Genomic DNA, 19,497 nt, shown 5'->3' on the forward strand with positions numbered 1-19,497 from the left:
TTAAAAGTGGGTGTAACAGGGATTTCTTCCAAAGTTGAAAGTTAAGTAAATACCTGTAAAAACATACCAGTCTGTCGTATTTGGATTTCCAAAATCGTCATCGCGAAAATTTCCGTCCACTTCTGAAGGTCTGCTCCCGTCAAGGTTATCAGTAAAAGTATATCGTGCTCCCAGTTCAACGCCTCCAGTCATCCAGGTAGTAAGGGTTTGTTTATAACCCATGACCATAGGGATGGAAAATTCCCAGTTGTTGCCTGCTTTTTCCAATTCGCCATTCTGTAACCTGAAATGGTTGGCAAAATAATAATTCACACCACTATACAGGTATGGTGTAGATTGATAGGTGTGCGAATGTAGATCCCAATCCCAGAAATTGAATTCCAATCCTAATGAAGCTTCGGTAATATTATTAGTAAAAGAATACCCTCTTTGTTGCCGTCGTGTATCATTAGATCTTGCGTCATCAGCCTCAATTTCAGCAAAAAGAATGGAGAACCGGTATGCATACCTCGTACTCTGGTTCCATTTGAAAAGTCCTCCAAAAACAGGGTTTTGGGGCCTAATATAAGTTGTGTTCCCAACGTCTCCAATATAATTAGCGCCTCCAACAAAGGGACCAACTTCAAATCTTTGGGAGAATGCCTTAGTACTGCAAATCAAGATTAGGGAAATGACAACTATATACCTCATAGGTTTTCAAAAGTTTGCAAATATAGCAATTATGTTTGCTTCACCATAAGCAAAGCAAATTTGTACTATTCATTAACAGCTTTTGAAGGAAAATATTGCCTAATTGCGCTTATCTTCTCCCCATAAAAGTTTTTTGCGAAGCGTTTGAAGAAAAGAATCACCTTTAATTTCTATCATTTTTATCTTAAAATGGGCTTTTTTGATAGTGACCACTGTATTCTTTTGAAGTGTCGCAATTCTGGAATCCATAGATACCAGGAATTCATTCTCCCGCCCCGAAACTTTAAGAGTGATCTTGGTGTTGTCTTTTAAGATGAGCGGTCGTGCATTCAGGTTGTGGGGTGCAATTGGTGTAATTGCAATGGCCTTTGTTGCCGGAGTGATCACCGGGCCGCCACAGCTTAAGGAGTAACCGGTAGAACCTGTGGGAGTGGAAACAATTAGACCATCTGCCCAGTAGGCCGTAAGGTACTCATCATCTAACCAGGTCTCAATGGTAATCATCGAGGTGGTATTTTTTCGGCTAAGGGCGATCTCGTTTAATGCAAAATTATTGGTGCAGATATTGGGATCTTCCGGATTGGTGTAAATGCATAAAACCGATCTTTCTGAAATGGAATATTCCTTTTGAAGTAATTTTGTGATCGTGCTTTTAATTTCCTCTTTATTGATCGTGGCCAGGAAACCCAGTCTCCCCGTATTGATCCCTGCAATAGGAATATTTAAATCTTTGACATAGTTTACAGATTTTAGAATAGTTCCATCACCACCCACACTAATGAAAAGATCATAAGAGGAATCTATTTCTGTAAAAGTGCTGTAATCGTTGTAATTCTTTTGAATGGATTTATTTTCCTGGATGAGTTTCAGGAATTCTTCTTCAATACATACTTCAATATCTTCATAACCCAGCGCATCAAGTAATTCTTCAACATATTGACTTGAGTTGGGATGATAAAACTGGCCATAGATGCCTATCTTCATAACTTAAACGTTCAGATATTTGTCAAGGTACCTGGAGCGGTCGCGCAGGTTTGATTTAAAGGTGTCTTCCTGGTGACTGCTTATCACATTATAGCCGTATCTTCTAAAAGCCTGCAAAATGGTATTAAGGCCAGTCTGCCCTATTTTTACGGTAATTTGTGCGACATCATTTTCCAGTTTTGAAACAAAAGCCCCTAAAATATGAGCACCATTTGATTCTGCAATCTGGCTAATTTCGCTAAAGGAATAATCTTTGAAACCCTTTTCTACAATAAGAATTCCGCCAGGACCATTCAAAAATGGGCTTTCGGTAAAGATATTTATAATGTCGTGCAATTCTACGTACCCCAGGTACACGTTATTTTCGTCCAGCACCGGGAGAATGTTTGCCTGGTTCTGAGCAAAAGTATCCAGTGCGTCCAGCCAGTTATCTTCTTCCCGAGCATAAAAGCCTTCCATGGAATATTGGTAATCTTCGAGGGTTTTACCGGGGTCAAAACAACGAGCGTCATTTTCGGAAATACAGCCAATGTAAATATCTTCTTTTTCCACCGGAATATGGGAATAGGTAAATTGGCTAAAAAGATCCTGAATATTCTGAATCTTTTCCGAAATCGGGCGTATTTTAACGTCGTTGATGATGTAGGTTTGAATGCTCATAGCAACAGCAATTTTCTGCAAATTAATCAAATTTATGTACTTTTTTGCATCTTCAACTTTGTATTTTTGCAATAAATAAGCCTAAAAAATGACAAAATTAAGTGTTAATATAAATAAGATTGCAACTCTTAGAAATAGCAGGGGAGGAGATGTTCCAAACCTGGTGCAGGTAGCAAAAGATGTGCAGGAATTTGGAGGAGAAGGAATAACGATCCACCCGCGTCCCGATGAGCGGCATATTAGATATCAGGACGTTTATGATCTTAAGCCTGTTGTTACTACAGAATTTAATATAGAGGGAAATCCTATCTCTAAATTCATAGACCTGGTACTTGAAGCAAAACCGGCACAGGTTACATTAGTGCCCGATGCCGAGGATGCCATTACTTCAAATGCCGGTTGGGATACAAGAAAAAATAAGGATTTTCTAAAGGAGGTGATCACAGAATTTAAGAGAAATGGTATTCGCACGTCTATTTTTGTGGACCCTGTGCGAGAAATGGTGGAAGGTGCGTTAAAAACGGGAACCGACAGGATAGAATTATATACCGAAGAATATGCCACCCAATATGCTTTGGGAAACAAGAATGCCATCAAACCTTACGTGGAATGTGCGAAACTTGCGAATGAATTAGGACTGGGGATTAATGCCGGGCACGACCTTTCTCTTGATAATATCAGGTTTTTTAAAAAAAATATCCCGGGATTGCTGGAAGTTTCCATAGGGCATGCTCTTATTGCCGAATCCCTTTATTCCGGATTCAAAAATGTGATCGAACAGTACCTTAAACTTCTAAATACATGAAATTACACGCAAATATAATAGGAGAAGGAAAGCCTCTATTAATTCTTCATGGTTTCCTGGGAATGAGTGATAACTGGAAAACTTTGGGGAGGAAATTTGCCGATGCTGGTTACCAGGTTCATTTAATTGATCAGCGCAATCACGGGAGAAGTCCGCATAGTGAAGAATTCAGTTATTTGCTTTTGGCGAAAGATGTAAAGGAATATATTGACACCCAAGGTCTCAAAAATAGCATTTTATTGGGACATTCCATGGGAGGTAAAACAGCCATGCTCGCTGCGTCACTTTTTCCGCATGTAATCGAAGAATTAATCGTCGTTGATATTGCTCCAAAATATTATGCGCCGCATCATCAGCAAATCCTGGAAGGGCTGCAGGCGGTGAATAAAGCTGAGCTATCTTCGCGTGGAGAAGCCGAAGAATTACTGGCGGAATATGTTAAAGAACCTGCGGTACGATTATTTCTTCTGAAAAACCTTCACTGGAAAACAAAAGAACATTTAGGTCTACGGCTTAATTTAGATGCCCTGGTCAACAATATTGAAGCGATTGGTGAAGCATTGCCGCAGGATCAGAAATACGACAAACCCACTTTATTTATAAAAGGGGAAAGTTCAAAATATATTCAGAAAGAAGATGAAGCTCTTATCAAGCGCCACTTTCCATCTTCAGAAATTTTAGTAATTCCTAAAGCAGGACATTGGGTTCATGCCGAAAATAAGACGGCATTTTATGATGCTGTTATGAGATTTTTGTAATTTTCAGTAGCTTTTATTATGTATGCATAATAAAAGTGGCTTTTTTCTTGCGCAATATCTAATTTATGCTAATTTTGAGGCATTGATTCTTTAAAAGATAACCTACAATTTTACTTTTTAGATTATGAAAAAAATTTTATTTCTAATGGCATTTGTCCTGGCAAGTGCTGTTACTTATGCTGGAGGGTACCGTGTTAGCGTGCAGGGGCAAAGAGCATTGGCGATGGGGCACACCGGCGTTGCTGTTGTGAACAGTGCAGAGTTGGGATTTTTTAATCCCGCAGGACTTGTTTATCTTGAAAACAGGCTCACGGTTTCTGCCGGGGTAAGTGCTGTGTTCTCTGATGTTGCGTGGCAAAATGAAGAGTTTGGAGAGATTGCAAGGACAGATAATCCTGCGGGAACACCATTCTATTTTTACGCTTCTTACAAAGCTACCGACTGGCTTTCTGTAGGACTGAGTGTGTACACCCCTTATGGAAGTACAGTGAAGTGGGAAGATGATTGGGCAGGATCTCACCTTGTGAACAATATCGAGTTACAGGCTATATACATCCAGCCGTTAGCCTCGGTTAAAATTTCTGAACAACTTAGTATTGGAGGTGGACCCATCTTCGTTACGGGAGCAGTTAACTTTAATCGTAACCTTAACCGTACGTTAACTGATATTGATGGAAATCGTGCAAATGTGACCATAGATGCCTCAGGAGTGAATGAATGGGGATGGTCTGTAGGAGCAATGTATACGCCATGGGAGGATTTCCGACTGGGAATAAACTATCGTTCAGAAATCATCATGAATGCTGAAGGAGGGGATGCAGATTTTGAAAATATTCCTAACAGTCCATTAGCGCCTTTCAGTGATACTACTTTTGACGCGTCTTTGCCATTACCAGCAGAGCTTACCGTGGGAGCCTCTTACCAAATGAATGAAAAATGGCTTTTTGCCTTTGATTTCAACAGGAACTTTTGGGGAGTATATGAGTCGCTTGATATCCAGTTTGGAAATGGAGTTGTTTCTGAAAACCCAAGACAGTATGAAGATTCAAACATCTGGAGATTTGGCGCTGAATATGCAGCAACCGATAAATTTGTGCTGCGTGCAGGATACTATTATGATGAATCCCCTGTGCAGGAAGGATATTTTGCTCCGGAAACCCCTAGAAACGATTCCATGGGCTTTACTGCGGGACTTTCGCTTAACGTAACTTCAAATCTTGCTATAGACGCTTCCTTCGCTTACATTAGATTTAGTGAAGTAGATGCTTCTTATAATTATTATACGGAAGAGGTAAATGGGCAGGATGTTTCTGTGCCTTTTGGGGGATCTTATAAATCCAGTGCTTTCATTCCTGGGCTTGGTGTTACTTACAAACTTTAATAAACAGAACTCGATATCATGAGAAACTATATAAAATATTTAGGAATTTTGGCTTTGGGAATGGTGGCCTGTGAGCCTGAATTTGAAAATCCTGTAGATGAGCAGGATGCGTACACCAGTGGGGAAGCAGATTTCTCTAATTACGTGGCTTTGGGAAATTCCCTTACGGCGGGTTATGCAGATAATGCACTTTATATCACCGGACAGGAAAATTCGTATCCAAACATCTTGGCGATGCAATTCGCGAAAGTGCAGGCAACCAATGAATTCCGGATTCCTTACATGGCAGATAATGCCGGAGGATTGCTTTTGGGAGGTCAGCAAATTACGGCCAATAGGAGAGTTCTTTCCTTTGATGCGCGAGGTAACCCTATGCCTGCCGTATACGCCGGAACTGCTACCACAGAGATTACCAATACATTGGAAGGACCATTTAATAACCTTGGTGCACCGGGAGCAAAAGTGTACCATCTTGGATTTGAAGGTTATGGTAATGTAGAGGGTGTGGCAACGGGAATGGCAAATCCATATTTTGCACGTTTTGCCTCCTCACCAAATGCTTCGATCATAGCTGATGCGGTAGCTCAAAACCCAACTTTTTTCAGCCTTTGGATTGGAAATAATGATGTGCTGGGTTATGCTACTTCGGGTGGTGTAGGAATTTATCAGGAGGATCCAACAGTGAGTCCTACGATGTATGGATCCAATGATATTACAAACCCTATTGTTTTTGCTTCTGCTTATTCAGGTTTAGTAACTGCACTTACCGAAGGCGGAGCAGAAGGAGTTTTAATTAATATTCCAGACGTGACCGATGTTCCATTCTTTACAACGGTGCCTTACGCGCCGCTTGATCCAACCAATCCTGATTTCGGTCCGCAAATCCCAACCTTAAATGCCACTTTTGGATCTTTAAATCAGGCGTTTGCTGTTTTAGGTGTGCCAGAGAGATCGATTGTGTTTTCTGAAACTGCTGCCAGTGCTGTGGTTGTTAAAGATGAATCTTTGCAGAACCTTTCTGAAGATATCACTCGGGTACTTATGGGCGGCGGACTTGACCAGGCGACTGCAACTATTTACGGAATGCAGTTTGGGCAGGCAAGACAGGCCACTGCAGAAGATCTTATTCCTTTAACCAGCTCAGGAGCTATTGGGGTTTTAAATGAAGACAGAATGCAGGCCTTAATGGCAATGGGAGTGCCGCAGGAAACTGCAGGAATGCTTTCTGTGAATGGAGTTTCCTATCCTTTGGAAGATCAGCATGTTTTAACAATGGATGAGCAGGCAAAGGTGGCCGTGGCTACTTCCGCATACAATCAAACGATACAGGATCTTGCCCAGGCTAATAATCTGGTTTTTGTTGATGCAGCTGCCATGTTGAGCGACGTTGCCGGTGGCGGGATCGCTTTTGATGCGGGTATGGTAACTTCTACTTATGTTACTGGTGGCGCTTTTTCTCTTGATGGAGTTCATTTGACCCCAAGAGGATATGCTTTGGTTGCCAATAAAATTATTGAGGAAGTAAATGAAACTTACAATGCAACGGTACCTAAAGTGAACATTGGAAATTATCCCACAGTTACACCTAGTAATAATGTAAACTAGGTATAAAACACCATTTTTGAATATACAAAGGCGCCGTCTCCCGGCGCTTTTTTTATGGAGCGGGATAAACCTAAATCACTGCATCACTCCATAACAGCATCACAAATATTTCTTATCTTCGGTTAAAAACTATTCAAAAATGATATTTATCTTCAGAATTTTATTGACCGGTATTTTAGTGGTGTTGCTGTCTAAGTTTCTTCCGGGAGTGGTGGTAGATGGCTACTGGACCGCTATCATAGTTGCCCTCGTGCTCGCGTTGCTAAATCTAATCGTAAAGCCAATTCTTATTCTTTTTACCCTTCCCGTTACAATTGTTACCCTTGGCTTATTTCTATTTGTGATTAACGCCATTATAGTGCTGCTTGCAGATTCTTTTGTAGGTGGTTTTGATGTCTCGGGATTCTGGATTGCATTGTTATTCAGCATACTTCTATCTCTTTTTCAGTCGGTCGTGTTTTCTCTTATAGAAAAGGATTGAGAGACTTCTGAAATTCAGTAATTTGAAACTTTGTAATGCTCTTAAAAAAGTTGTACTTTTGCACACCAATTTTTATAAGAGTTTATAATGAATATAACGAGAGAGAACATTGACGAGCTGAATGCTGTTGTAAAGGTAGATATCGCCAGAGAAGACTACAGCGGTAAAGTTGAAAAAGTACTTAAAGATTACCGTAAAAATGCGAACATTCCAGGTTTTAGAAAAGGCCATGTGCCAATGGGAATGGTGAAGAAGCAGTACGGGAAAGCTGTATTGGTAGATGAGGTGAATAAGATGCTTCAAGATGCCCTTAATAAATATCTTACCGAAGAGAAGCTGGATGTTCTTGGAAATCCGCTTCCAAAGGAGCAGGATAATTTTGATTGGGATAGTGATAACTACTCTTTTGAGTTTGAGCTTGGCCTTTCTCCGGAATTTGATGTGGATCTCAACAATGAAAAAGCCATCACTCATTATAAGATCGTGGCCGGTGAGGAAATGATCGACAACCAAATAAAAACTATTCAGAAGCAATACGGAAAACTGGTTTCTAAAGAGGAAGTGGAAAGAAAAGAAGACCAGGTTGCCGGTACCTTCAAAAATGAAGCTGAAGGAATCGATAATAGCACTACTTTGTCTCTTGACAAGCTAAAGAACGAAGATGATCAAAAGAAGTTCATTGGGAAAAAAGTAGGTGACGTTGTAACACTTAACACCAAAGACCTTTTTGAAGATGAGCACGATCTTATGGAAGTGCTTAAGGTAGATCACGATAAAGTACACGGTTTGGAGGTTGAAGTAGAATTTACTATTTCTGAAATCAACCAACAGGAACTTGCAGATCTTGACCAGGAATTGTTTGACAAGCTCTTCGGAAAAGGAGAAGTAACTTCTGTGACTGAGCTTAAAGAAAAGATCAAAGAAGACGCAGGAAAGCAGTTTGAGCAGCAAAGCGATCAGCAATTACTCAACGATGTGACCGAAATGTTGATCGAAAATACACAGTTCGACCTTCCAAAGGAATTTCTTCAAAAATGGATTCAAACAGCAGGCGAGAAGCCAATGAATGCTGAAGAAGCCAAAGAAGAATATGAAAAGAGTGAAAAAGGACTACGTTTCCAATTGATAGAGGGAAAATTGATCAAGGAGAATGACCTTCAGGTGCAGTTCGAAGATCTTATGACTTTTGCAAAAGATCGCATTAAGGAGCAAATGGCACAATTCGGCCAAATGAACCCAGAAGATAAGGAACTTGAAGATATCGCTAAAAGAGTACTTTCAAACCAGGATGAGGTAAAGCGTTTGTCAGAGCAGTTGATGAACCAGAAGTTGCTTAACCTGTACAAGGAGAAAGTAAATCTGGAGCCAAAAGAAGTAACATACGAAGAATTTGTTAAAGAGGTTTATCAATAAACTTTTCGTAAATAAATACTTATCTTTAAGGCGTTATACCAAATCTGGTTAACGCCTTTTTTAGCAAATAATAACAATGAAATCCTGGCCCGGCAATGTATCGGGAAAGGAGATCAAATGGAAAAATTTATGGATTACGGTAAAGAATTTGAAAAATACGCGACCAAGCACCACGGCATCAATAGTAATTATTATAACCAGATAGTAAGCAGCATGATGCCACAGGGGATGACCCCTAATATTATTGAAGAACGCCAGATGAACATTGCGATCTTTGATGTTTTTTCCAGATTGATGATGGACCGCATTATCTTTTTGGGTACAGGAATAAATGATCAGGTAGCAAATATTATCCAGGCGCAGCTATTATTTCTGGAAAGTACAGATGCATCAAAAGACATACAAATCTATATAAATTCTCCCGGCGGAAGCGTTTATGCAGGATTGGGAATCTACGATACCATGCAGTTCATCAAGCCAGATGTGGCAACTATTTGTACCGGGATGGCAGCTTCTATGGGAGCAGTTCTGCTTTGCGCAGGAGAGAAAGGAAAGCGCAGCGGATTACCACATTCCCGAGTGATGATTCACCAGCCTCTTGGTGGTGCGCAGGGACAGGCGAGTGATATTGAAATCACAGCACGTGAGATTATTACGCTTAAGAAGGAATTGTATGAGATCATTGCCAAACATTCAGGGCAGCCTTACGAAAAGATTGAGGAAGATAGTGACAGAGATTACTGGATGAAAGCTGATAAGGCTTTGGAATATGGTATGATTGATGAGGTTCTAAAAAGGAGCTAGTTTTAGTGCTCTAAAAAAGATGAAAAAGAATCCCATTTTTGGGACATATATTGAATTGCTATGGCAAAAGATGAATTAGAATGTTCTTTCTGCGGAAGGAAAAAACCCGAAACCAACCTTCTTATTGCAGGATTGGACGCACATATTTGCGATCGCTGTATTGAGCAGGCACACGGTATTGTTTTAGAAGAATCAAAGCAGGAAGACACCAGTGAGCTTACTTCAGAACTGAAGCTGAGAAAACCTCAGGCTATAAAGGCCTTTTTGGATAATTACGTAATTGGTCAGGAGCACACGAAAAAGGTGCTTTCTGTAGCAGTTTACAATCATTATAAAAGATTGCTGCAACCGGCATCAGATGATGAGATCGAGATCCAGAAAAGTAATATCGTTATGGTGGGAGAAACCGGAACCGGTAAGACTCTCATGGCCAAAACCATTGCAAAGATGCTTAATGTGCCGCTGGCCATTGTAGATGCAACGGTTTTGACCGAAGCTGGTTACGTGGGGGAAGATGTGGAAAGCATTTTAACCCGACTTCTTCAGGCTGCAGATTATAATCTCGAAAAAGCACAGCATGGGATCGTTTTTATTGATGAGATAGACAAGATCGCACGTAAGAGCGACAATCCTTCTATTACAAGAGACGTTTCCGGGGAAGGAGTGCAGCAGGCACTATTGAAGTTGCTTGAGGGTACTACGGTGAATGTGCCGCCAAAAGGAGGAAGAAAACATCCAGATCAAAAGTTCATTGAAGTGGATACCGAAAACATCCTTTTTGTGACCGGTGGGGCTTTTGATGGAATTGAGCGAAACATCAGTAAACGTCTAAACATGCAGGCTGTTGGCTTTAGTGCTTCCAAGAGTGACGATAAGGTAGAACGCGATAACCTCTTGAAATACATTATTCCGAAAGATTTAAAAGATTTCGGATTGATCCCTGAAATTATTGGTCGTCTTCCGGTATTGACGCATATGAATCCGCTGGATAAAGAAACACTTCGATCTATTTTGACAGAACCTAAAAATGCCATTATTAAACAATATCAAAAGTTGTTTGAAATGGATGATATTGAATTCACTATTACCGATGAAGCTTTAGATTTTATTGTAGAGAAAGCAATAGAATATAAACTAGGTGCCCGTGGATTAAGATCCCTGTGTGAAGCGATCCTTACAGATGCCATGTTTGAGCTGCCTGAGAGCAACAACAACAAACTGGAAGTCGATAGGGAATATGCAGAGCAGAAACTCGACAAATCAGGTATTAAGAAACTGCGTGCGGCTTCTTAAAAGAAACTGAAAGGAAATAGCTTCAAAAATGACATTTTTGGAGCAATATTTAAAAACCATCCGAAGCTTCGGATGGTTTTTTTTGCTTCTAAATTCAACAAAGAAAAATAGGATTATACTAAACTTTCTTTATTCATAACAATGGATTCAAGAACTTTTCTCGCGTCCATTAACCAAAAATTATCGTCGGAGATTGAACAATGACTTCATAAAATATCTAAAATAAAAAAAACATGAGCCGCTGAAAATTAGTAATTTAGCATAAAATTTATATGTCTTTATTGGAGTTTCGAGCTTTGTAGTTCTTCAGGCTTCTCGGGTGCGCAATTTTAGACGCTATTGATTTTACTGAAAATTGCATCAAATGATAAAATTCTTCAGGAGAATAAGGCAAAACTTACTTGCCGAAAACAGGTTCAGGAAATACCTGGTGTATGCCTTTGGGGAAATATTCCTGGTAGTAATTGGAATTTTGATTGCTCTTGCCATTAATAATTGGAATCAAAACCGCATTAACAGGGAAACTGAGCGTTCTTATTTAGCGGGTTTAAGAGAAGAATTTGAGGTAAGCCGATTGAAGCTACAGGAACTAATTTCTGTGAACAGAAAGAGCTACAATGGAGCCAGGAAGATTCTCAAAATTACTGCTAATGAAAAATTACCTTCCGAAAAGGAGTTTTCTTTATTGTTGTATCATAGCTTCTCTTCAGATGTAGCATTTAACCCGAACAATTCTCTTTTAAGAGAGATGATAAATTCAGGGAATCTTCAAAAAATATCCAGCACGCGGTTGAGAATTGAATTAACCAATTGGTTCGCTACTTTAGAAGATATTACAAGACAGGAACGAGAACTGGCAATTCAGAGAGAAAAGATTTTGGACATGTTTCGCTCCAATAACAGCAGTTTAAGTACAATTTTGGAGCATGCTGGGATAATTGATGAAATGAACTTGCCAAAGCAGGAAGGCCAGGTTGGCAACCTTGATCTTTTATCTTCCAAAGAATTTGAGAACAACATTCTCATGTTCATCATTACAAGTCATGCTACAGAAAATGCCCATTACATGCCATTAATGAGGGATTTGGAGGGCATTCTTGTCCTGGTAAATCAAGAGTTACATTGACTTTTATCTTAAAAACTTGAGATAAACTTTCTGATTTTCAGAACATAAAATGAATTTCAAATTTTCTATCTTAGAACTTCATTAAATAATTTTTCCTGAAAATCTTTGTTATGAGAGAATTACAGATAAAAACTGCCTTGCAAATCTCCCGGTCACCACAAGAAGTATTTGAAGCTGTGGTTGACCCCAAGCAAATGTCTAACTATTTTATTTCTGAAAGCAGCGGCAGAATGGAGGAGGGGAGAACCCTTGAATGGAAATTCCCTGAATTTGAAGATTCCGCTGAAATTAAAGTGGTGGAATTGATTCCGCAGGAGTATGTCTCTTTTCTTTGGGAAGGAGCTAAAAATAAGAAACTGCTGGTGGAAATGACCTTTTTGGAAATGCCTAATGAATCTACTCTTTTAAGGATCACCGAAGGGAAAATGGAAGATGATGAAGCGGGATTAAAATGGCTGGGTCAGAATACTGAAGGTTGGGCGAACTTTCTCGCCTGTCTAAAAGCTTACCTCGAGTACGGTGTCAATCTTCGCAAAGGCGCCTTTGATTTTATGAGGGAAAATTAAGTATAGCATCCAAAAATGATGTTGTGAGCAAGCATTGTAAAATAATTTTTCTGAAAAGATCTGAAAGCTCTGCCGTGAGAAGCTTTTGAAAAAGAGGTTGAAAAATGCCATTTTAGAAGCCTGGCTAACTGAAAGAACAAAAAAACCCGCTTCAATGCAGAAGCGGGTTTTTAAAGGTTGTACCACCAGAATAGATTACATCATTCCTGGCATTCCACCGCCGCCCATTGGAGGCATTCCACCGCCACCAGCGTTGTCTTCTTTAATGTCTGTCAAAGCACATTCGGTAGTAAGAATCATTCCTGAAACTGAAGCTGCATTTTCCAATGCTACTCTCGTTACTTTCTTAGGATCAATAATACCTGCTTTCAACATATCTACAAAAGAATCTGTTTTGGCGTCATAACCATAGTTGTCCTTACCTTCCAGAACTTTATTGATTACAACAGAACCTTCACCACCGGCATTTTCAACGATGGTTCTAAGCGGAGCTTCGATTGCACGATTCACGATTTGTATACCTGTGCCTTCATCGGCATTGGTAGCCTCAAGGCTAGCAAGTACAGCTTTTGCGCGAACAAGGGCTACACCACCACCGGCAACAATTCCTTCTTCAACTGCAGCTCGTGTTGCATGAAGTGCATCATCTACACGGTCTTTCTTCTCTTTCATTTCTACTTCTGAAGCGGCACCTACATAAAGTACGGCAACTCCACCGGCTAGTTTAGCCAATCGCTCCTGAAGTTTTTCCTTATCATAATCTGAAGTGGTAGTTTCAATCTGCGCTTTGATCTGGTTTACACGGCCTTTAATTTGCTCATTGTCACCGGCGCCATTTACAACAGTAGTATTGTCTTTGTCAATAGCTACCTTTTCTGCAGTACCTAATTGATCAATAGTCGCGTTTTCTAAAGTAAATCCTCTTTCTTCAGAAATTACTGTACCACCTGTCAAGATTGCGATATCTTCAAGCATTGCTTTTCTTCGGTCACCAAATCCTGGTGCCTTCACAGCAGCAATTTTAAGAGATCCTCTAAGTTTATTTACAACCAAAGTTGCAAGAGCTTCCCCGTCAACGTCTTCAGCAATGATCAAAAGAGGCTTTCCAGATTGAGCAACAGGCTCAAGTACCGGTAAAAGGTCTTTCATCGCAGAGATCTTCTTATCATAAATAAGGATGTAAGGATCTTCAAGATCTGCAGTCATTTTCTCACTGTTGGTCACGAAGTAAGGAGAAAGGTAACCGCGGTCAAACTGCATTCCTTCCACAACATCTACATAAGTTTCAGTTCCTTTAGCTTCTTCTACAGTAATTACTCCTTCTTTTCCAACTTTTCCGAAGGCCTGAGCGATAAGATCTCCAATTTGGTCATCGTTGTTAGCAGAAATTGAAGCAACCTGCTTTATTTTTTCTGAAGAATCTCCAACTTGCTGAGTCTGGTCTTTTAGGTTTGCTACCAAAGCCTCTACCGCTTTGTCAATTCCTCTTTTAAGATCCATTGGGTTTGCACCCGCAGCAACGTTTTTAAGTCCTTCTTTTACGATCGCTTGTGCTAAAACTGTAGCGGTAGTTGTACCGTCACCAGCAAGGTCATTGGTTTTGGAAGCAACTTCCTTCACCATCTGTGCGCCCATGTTCTCAAGAGCGTCTTCAAGTTCAATTTCTTTTGCAACAGTAACACCATCTTTTGTCACTACAGGAGCACCAAAAGATTTACTGATGATGACATTACGGCCTTTAGGCCCTAAAGTTACTTTTACTGCGTTTGCCAATGCATCCACACCCCGTTTAATACCGTCACGTGCTTCAATGTCAAATCGTATGTCTTTTGCCATTTTTTAAATTTTTAATCATTTCCGCGAAAGCGGAAATCTGCTTGTTAGTTAATTATTTTTTCAAAATCCTCCTGCGGTTGCAGGACGCGATGAATTTATACGACAGCAAGAATGTCATCCTCTCTCATCATAAGGTAATCTTTACCTTCCAGCTTAAGTTCGGTACCCGAATACTTTCCGTAAAGAACCGTGTCACCAACTTTTACGGTCATGTCATGGTCTTTTTTACCGCCACCAACTGCAACTACTTTTCCTTTTTGTGGTTTTTCTTTTGCAGTTTCCGGAATGTAAATTCCTGAGGCAGTTTGAGTTTCTGCTGCTTCAGGCTCAACAAGTACTCTGTCTGAAAGAGGTTTAATGTTTAGTGCCATTTTACAAATGTATTTTAGTTAATTAAATTTTGTTTTGAGTAGGCATTAAGACGAAAATTGTGCCAGCTCAGAAAAGCTGCCATTTAGCAAAAAAAAATGCCAGCTTGTCATAAGCTGGCATTTCATATATAAAAGAAATCTTTTCTAGTTGTTCTGTGCAGGGTTTTCAACCGGTGTTTCTACAGGAGCAGGAACATTCGTTTCAACTTCTGTTTCCCCGTCAATGATCTTAGATTCTCCAACTCCATTACCGTCCATAATAGTAACATTAGAAAGAAGAATAAGGGCAAGTAATAAAGTTGCCAAAGTCCAGGTGCTTTTATCCAGGAAATCGGTCGTTTTTTGAACCCCACCAAGTTGGTTGGCTCCGCCGCCGCCAAATGAAGAAGATAATCCTCCTCCTTTTGGATTCTGTACCATAATTACTACCACTAGCAAAAATGCTACGATGATGATGAGTGCTAAAAAGATTGTGAACGTGCTCATTTTCTAACTGTTATTGTTCTTGTAATTTCTCGATTGCCCGAATTTGGTCTGCAAAGAAACCACTTTTTTCGGGATTTTTCAAAATTAAAATTTTATAGGCCTGGATGGCTTTTTTGTAGTTTTTCTGTTCCAGGTAAACCCTTGCTAAAGTCTCTGTCATTAAGGCTTCGGGAGCTGCCAAATTTTCGTGGGCAAGGTTCGCTTTCTTAGCAGATTTTGAAGGAGTGATCTTAGGATTCTTGGAGATGAACTCATCAATAAGTTCAAATTTTCTGGATTTGTCTTCATCCTCAATTTCATCTTCCTCCCGTGCCACCGGTTTGGCAGTGGTGAGCTTTAGCCATTCTGTAAATGAATGGTTTTCGTTCCTGTCAAATGACAATGGGGAACCAAGGTGAAGCGTATCTTCTTCAGCTTTTTTGTCATTTGCTTCCTCATCAATAGCACCTTCCTTTGCATTCTCCTGTCTTGAGAAAAGCTCAGGATCGAAAACCTGTTCAGATTCCCTTACTTTCATTTTTAAAGCCTGGTCCAGGGAAAGATTTGTTTCAGGTCTTACTTCTTCAGGGTCAAAAACAGGAATATTCTCTTGATAATGCTCCTGTTGCCTAATTTGATTGGCGATTTCGTTTTGATTAAATGCTTCAGAAGTAATAAAATCAAAAAGGACGCTGCGATCTACTGTGTAGGCAGCCGTAATCTTTAACTCCTTATTATAATGCAGGCTGTTCTCATTCTTCAATGCTTTTAACCGTACTGCACGGGCAGCCTGGAAATATGGATATTCCTCTATCACAGCCTTTAAGGCGGGAGTATGTGCCGTGTTTATAGAAGACGGTTCCTGAAGAAGTGCTGTGAGTTCCTTTTTTTTCATTACCAGTTTGCTAATGAAGCATTAAAAATATCCTGGGTAATTCTTGTAAAGATTTCTTCAAGGGCTGTTGCCAGTAGTGCGCCGTTGAGCTGGCCTGCTGCCGGGTAATCATAGTAGAAGGAAAACCTCCTGTCAAAATCTTTTTCGGGCTCGAGGGTGTTGAAGAATCTCACCTGGATCACTATAGTAAGGCGGTTTTGAGCTGCCGTGCTTTGTGCGGTGGCAGACATGGGTGCCACATAATAATCAATAATTTCACCTTCATAAATAAGATCTCCATTGGTATTTGTGAGGTTGAGATTTGTCTGGCTTTGAATGAGATCTTCCAGTTGGAGGGTGAAGGTTCTTGCAATTCCAGGCTCCACAATATCGGCTGCATTCTGAAAAGTGTTCACCTGGAAAGTTTCGGCTGCACCGGTATCGGCACCCGAGAAGGAATAAATTTTGCAGGATTGCAGCGTTAAAAGTAGCAATCCAAAAATGACATATGTAAGTTGATTTCTTTTCTTCATAATTACAAATCGTACTGCTTGATTTTTCTGTAAAGGGTGCGTTCACTTATACCCAGCTCATCTGCCGCGGCCTTTCGTTTACCGTTATGACGCTCAAGAGATTTCTTGATAAGTTCCAACTCCTTATCTTGCAGGGAAAGGGTTTCTTCTTCCTCGATTTCTTCGGCAAAATAATATTTATCCTGCTTGTCAATAGGGTTGTTCTCCGGAATTTGTAGGAGTTCCAGCTTTTCTTCAGAAATTTCTTCAGGTTCCACCTCTTCTTCGTCATTTTCGCCGTAGATTTTCTGAATGAGTCCTTCGTTGTCTTCCTGTACCTGCTTGCTGTTGCCGTCTTCCATCAATTTAAGCGTGAGCTTTTTCAGGTCATTAAGATCGCTCTTCATGTCAAAAAGCACTTTATAAAGAATTTCCCGCTCGTTGCTAAAGTCCCCTTCTTTCTTTTTGTCATTAATGACTGCAGGAAGATTGTCACCAATCCCCGGAAGGTAGCTTTTAAGATTTTCGGCGTTAATGCTGCGTTCCTGCTCTAAGACTGAAATTTGTTCAGCAATATTCCGAAGCTGGCGCACGTTACCGTTCCACCTGTACTTCTGAAGTAGATTCACGGCATCATCTTCGAGTCGAATTGTAGGCATTTTGTACTTCATCGCAAAATCTGAAGCAAATTTCCTGAACAGTAAATGAATATCTTCTTTTCGCTCCCGAAGTGGTGGTAGCTGGATTTCTACCGTGCTTAACCTGTAATAAAGATCTTCCCTGAATTTTTCCTTTTTGATGGCCTTAAACATGTTGAGGTTGGTTGCTGCGACAATGCGCACATTTGTTTTCTGAACCTTAGAAGAACCTACTTTGATGAATTCCCCATTTTCGAGTACACGAAGTAAACGCACCTGCGTGGTGAGTGGAAGTTCTCCAACTTCATCCAGGAAAATAGTACCGCCATCGGCCACTTCGAAATAACCGCTGCGGGTTTGGGTTGCGCCCGTAAAAGCACCTTTTTCGTGCCCAAATAATTCAGAATCTATGGTTCCCTCTGGGATCGCACCGCAGTTCACTGCGATATATTTGCCATGTTTTCTATGTGAGAGCGCGTGGATGATCTTTGGAATACTTTCCTTACCAACCCCGCTTTCTCCCGTTACCAATACCGAAATATCTGTAGGTGCTACCTGGATAGCCTTTTCGACTGCCCGGTTTAACTTCTGGTCATTTCCCAGAATTCCGAAACGTTGTTTAATTGCTTGTACTGATTCCATAGCCCCCTAGCCCCCGAAGGGAGATTTTATATTTTCAAATAATCCTGATTTGTTCATAGAATACAAGATTCAAAATTTGTTTTTTTTGTTAAATGACCACTGACACTAATTGTTGTCGCTGTACCCAACCGCTTCTCCTATTAAAGTAGCAGTGGTGCAATCTTCTATCTTTACGTTGACGAAATCTCCTACTTTGTAATTTTTCTTCGGAAAAACGGCGACTGTATTCTGCGTGGTTCTTCCGCTCCAGTGGGCATCAGACTTCTTAGATTCTTTTTCGATCAAAACTTCCACCGTTTTACCAAGAAATTGTTTTGTTCTAAAACCGCTGTGTTTCTGCTGAAGATTCACAATTTCTGTCAACCTTCGTTTCTTTACTTCTTCAGGAACATCGTCTTCAAACTTTCTCGCCGCCATGGTTCCCGGCCTTTCAGAATAAGCGAACATAAACCCAAAGTCATATTTCACATATTCCATTAAAGAGAGGGTGTCCTGGTGATCTTCTTCAGTTTCGGTAGGGAAACCGGTGATCATATCCTGAGAAATGGCACAATCTGGAATGATTTTTTTGATGTTATCGATCAATTCAAAATATTCTTCGCGGGTGTGAAGCCTGTTCATCTTTTGCAGGATGCGATCGCTTCCGCTTTGTACCGGCAGGTGAATATATTTGCAAATATTTCTATAAGACGCCATGACTTCTATAACATCAAGCGTCATATCCTGCGGATTTGAAGTAGAGAACCTAATCCTCATTTTTGGATGAGCTTCAGCAACAAGTTTTAAAAGTCCGGCGAAATTGGTGGCTGTTGCTTTCTGAATTTCAGAAGCATTTTTAAAATCTTTTTTGAGTCCGCCACCATACCATAAATAGCTGTCTACATTTTGGCCTAAAAGAGTGATCTCCTTAAAACCTCTTGCGGCCAGGTTGTTCACTTCCTCTAAAATACTCTGCGGGTCTCGACTGCGTTCTCTTCCGCGGGTGAAAGGAACCACGCAAAAAGTACACATGTTATCACAGCCACGGGTGATCGAAACGAAAGCTGAAACACCATTGCTTTGAAGTCTTACAGGTGAAATATCACCATACGTTTCGTCTTTGGAAAGTATGACATTCACTGCATTTCTTCCTTCTTCCACCTCGGCGATAAGGCCCGGCAGGTCTTTATATGCATCTGGTCCCACTACGAGGTCCACGATCTTTTCCTCTTCAAGAAATTGGCTTTTTAGCCGCTCGGCCATGCAGCCAAGAACACCCACTTTCATTTTTGGGTTGATCTTTTTTACTGCATTATATTTTTCCAGCCTTTTTCGAACGGTTTGTTCGGCTTTGTCCCTAATTGAGCAAGTGTTGATGAGTACCAAGTCTGCCTCTTCCAGGCTTTGGGTGGTATTGAATCCTTCCTTTGCAAGAATGGAAGCTACTATTTCGCTATCGCTAAAATTCATTTGGCAGCCATAGCTCTCAATCATAAGCTTTCGCCCGTTGCCAGACTTTGGCTCCATTACCAAAGAATCTCCCTGTTGTTGTTCGTCTATTATCTTCTCCATAATCAAAAAAATACCATTAGGTAATTGAACCTGCAAAGATAC

Annotated in this window: 20 protein-coding genes; 10 read left to right on the forward strand and 10 right to left on the reverse strand. The window is 40.4% G+C overall.

Annotation, left to right across the window (positions count from 1 at the left end; all coding sequences use genetic code 11):
• From porG to ACOV1Q_RS03940, 3 genes are all read right to left on the reverse strand, one after another.
• Positions 1–690, reverse strand: a complete 690-nt coding sequence (gene porG / locus ACOV1Q_RS03930) for a type IX secretion system protein PorG (protein WP_424493129.1) — start codon at positions 688–690, stop codon at positions 1–3.
• A 99-nt stretch (positions 691–789) separates the two neighbouring features.
• A complete protein-coding gene (locus tag ACOV1Q_RS03935; protein ID WP_424493130.1) occupies positions 790–1,674 on the reverse strand; it encodes an NAD kinase in 885 nt (294 codons plus the stop codon).
• A 3-nt stretch (positions 1,675–1,677) separates the two neighbouring features.
• On the reverse strand, positions 1,678–2,334 hold the full coding sequence (locus ACOV1Q_RS03940) for a CBS domain-containing protein (protein ID WP_424493131.1): 657 nt from the start codon (positions 2,332–2,334) through the stop codon (positions 1,678–1,680).
• Between the two features lie 88 nt (positions 2,335–2,422).
• On the opposite strand from ACOV1Q_RS03940, the gene ACOV1Q_RS03945 reads away from it, so the two are divergent.
• From ACOV1Q_RS03945 to ACOV1Q_RS03990, 10 genes are all read left to right on the forward strand, one after another.
• Complete coding sequence (locus ACOV1Q_RS03945) at positions 2,423–3,139, forward strand: pyridoxine 5'-phosphate synthase (protein ID WP_424493132.1); 717 nt, start codon at positions 2,423–2,425, stop codon at positions 3,137–3,139.
• Positions 3,136–3,897, forward strand: coding sequence for an alpha/beta fold hydrolase (locus ACOV1Q_RS03950; protein WP_424493133.1), 762 nt, complete (start codon positions 3,136–3,138; stop codon positions 3,895–3,897). The genes ACOV1Q_RS03945 and ACOV1Q_RS03950 overlap by 4 nt, the downstream gene beginning before the upstream one ends.
• Before the next feature lie 124 nt (positions 3,898–4,021).
• Complete coding sequence (locus ACOV1Q_RS03955; RefSeq protein WP_424493134.1) at positions 4,022–5,278, forward strand: OmpP1/FadL family transporter; 1,257 nt, start codon at positions 4,022–4,024, stop codon at positions 5,276–5,278.
• A gap of 18 nt (positions 5,279–5,296) precedes the next feature.
• The gene (locus ACOV1Q_RS03960) at positions 5,297–6,883 is read left to right on the forward strand and encodes an SGNH/GDSL hydrolase family protein (protein WP_424493135.1); all 1,587 of its coding nucleotides are present in this window, start codon (positions 5,297–5,299) and stop codon (positions 6,881–6,883) included.
• Positions 6,884–7,022: 139 nt separating this feature from the next.
• Positions 7,023–7,364: a phage holin family protein gene (locus tag ACOV1Q_RS03965; RefSeq protein ID WP_424493136.1), complete on the forward strand. Its 342-nt coding sequence runs from the start codon at positions 7,023–7,025 to the stop codon at positions 7,362–7,364.
• A gap of 87 nt (positions 7,365–7,451) precedes the next feature.
• The gene (gene tig, locus ACOV1Q_RS03970) at positions 7,452–8,777 is read left to right on the forward strand and encodes a trigger factor (RefSeq protein WP_424493137.1); all 1,326 of its coding nucleotides are present in this window, start codon (positions 7,452–7,454) and stop codon (positions 8,775–8,777) included.
• 129 nt (positions 8,778–8,906) lie between these two features.
• Complete coding sequence (clpP, locus tag ACOV1Q_RS03975) at positions 8,907–9,581, forward strand: ATP-dependent Clp endopeptidase proteolytic subunit ClpP (protein ID WP_424493394.1); 675 nt, start codon at positions 8,907–8,909, stop codon at positions 9,579–9,581.
• 60 nt (positions 9,582–9,641) lie between these two features.
• A complete protein-coding gene (clpX, locus tag ACOV1Q_RS03980; RefSeq protein ID WP_424493138.1) occupies positions 9,642–10,874 on the forward strand; it encodes an ATP-dependent Clp protease ATP-binding subunit ClpX in 1,233 nt (410 codons plus the stop codon).
• Positions 10,875–11,238: 364 nt separating this feature from the next.
• Positions 11,239–12,000 carry a DUF6090 family protein gene (locus tag ACOV1Q_RS03985; RefSeq protein ID WP_424493139.1) on the forward strand — a complete coding sequence of 254 codons (762 nt, stop codon included), beginning with the start codon at positions 11,239–11,241 and terminating at the stop codon, positions 11,998–12,000.
• Positions 12,001–12,110: 110 nt separating this feature from the next.
• The gene (locus tag ACOV1Q_RS03990; RefSeq protein ID WP_424493140.1) at positions 12,111–12,566 is read left to right on the forward strand and encodes an SRPBCC domain-containing protein; all 456 of its coding nucleotides are present in this window, start codon (positions 12,111–12,113) and stop codon (positions 12,564–12,566) included.
• A gap of 195 nt (positions 12,567–12,761) precedes the next feature.
• Here ACOV1Q_RS03990 and groL read toward each other — a convergent pair whose 3' ends face one another.
• The 7 genes from groL to miaB all read right to left on the reverse strand — a co-directional run bounded on the left by groL (position 12,762) and on the right by miaB (position 19,455).
• Positions 12,762–14,402, reverse strand: coding sequence for a chaperonin GroEL (gene groL / locus ACOV1Q_RS03995; RefSeq protein ID WP_424493141.1), 1,641 nt, complete (start codon positions 14,400–14,402; stop codon positions 12,762–12,764).
• A gap of 95 nt (positions 14,403–14,497) precedes the next feature.
• Positions 14,498–14,773 (reverse strand): co-chaperone GroES, encoded by a 276-nt coding sequence (locus ACOV1Q_RS04000; protein ID WP_424493142.1) that lies wholly within the window; start codon positions 14,771–14,773, stop codon positions 14,498–14,500.
• Positions 14,774–14,917: 144 nt separating this feature from the next.
• Positions 14,918–15,259, reverse strand: coding sequence for a preprotein translocase subunit SecG (gene secG, locus ACOV1Q_RS04005; protein ID WP_424493143.1), 342 nt, complete (start codon positions 15,257–15,259; stop codon positions 14,918–14,920).
• Positions 15,260–15,269: 10 nt separating this feature from the next.
• On the reverse strand, positions 15,270–16,133 hold the full coding sequence (locus ACOV1Q_RS04010) for a DUF8458 domain-containing protein (protein ID WP_424493144.1): 864 nt from the start codon (positions 16,131–16,133) through the stop codon (positions 15,270–15,272).
• On the reverse strand, positions 16,133–16,645 hold the full coding sequence (gene lptE, locus ACOV1Q_RS04015) for an LPS assembly lipoprotein LptE (RefSeq protein WP_424493145.1): 513 nt from the start codon (positions 16,643–16,645) through the stop codon (positions 16,133–16,135). Before lptE ends, ACOV1Q_RS04010 begins: the two co-directional genes overlap by 1 nt.
• Positions 16,646–16,647: 2 nt before the next feature.
• Positions 16,648–17,904: a sigma-54 interaction domain-containing protein gene (locus ACOV1Q_RS04020; RefSeq protein WP_424493146.1), complete on the reverse strand. Its 1,257-nt coding sequence runs from the start codon at positions 17,902–17,904 to the stop codon at positions 16,648–16,650.
• Positions 17,905–18,009: 105 nt separating this feature from the next.
• Positions 18,010–19,455 (reverse strand): tRNA (N6-isopentenyl adenosine(37)-C2)-methylthiotransferase MiaB, encoded by a 1,446-nt coding sequence (gene miaB, locus ACOV1Q_RS04025; protein ID WP_424493147.1) that lies wholly within the window; start codon positions 19,453–19,455, stop codon positions 18,010–18,012.
• Positions 19,456–19,497: the final 42 nt, after the last annotated feature.

Source organism: Salinimicrobium maris (assembly GCF_049680855.1).
Classification (GTDB): Bacteria; Bacteroidota; Bacteroidia; order Flavobacteriales; family Flavobacteriaceae; genus Salinimicrobium.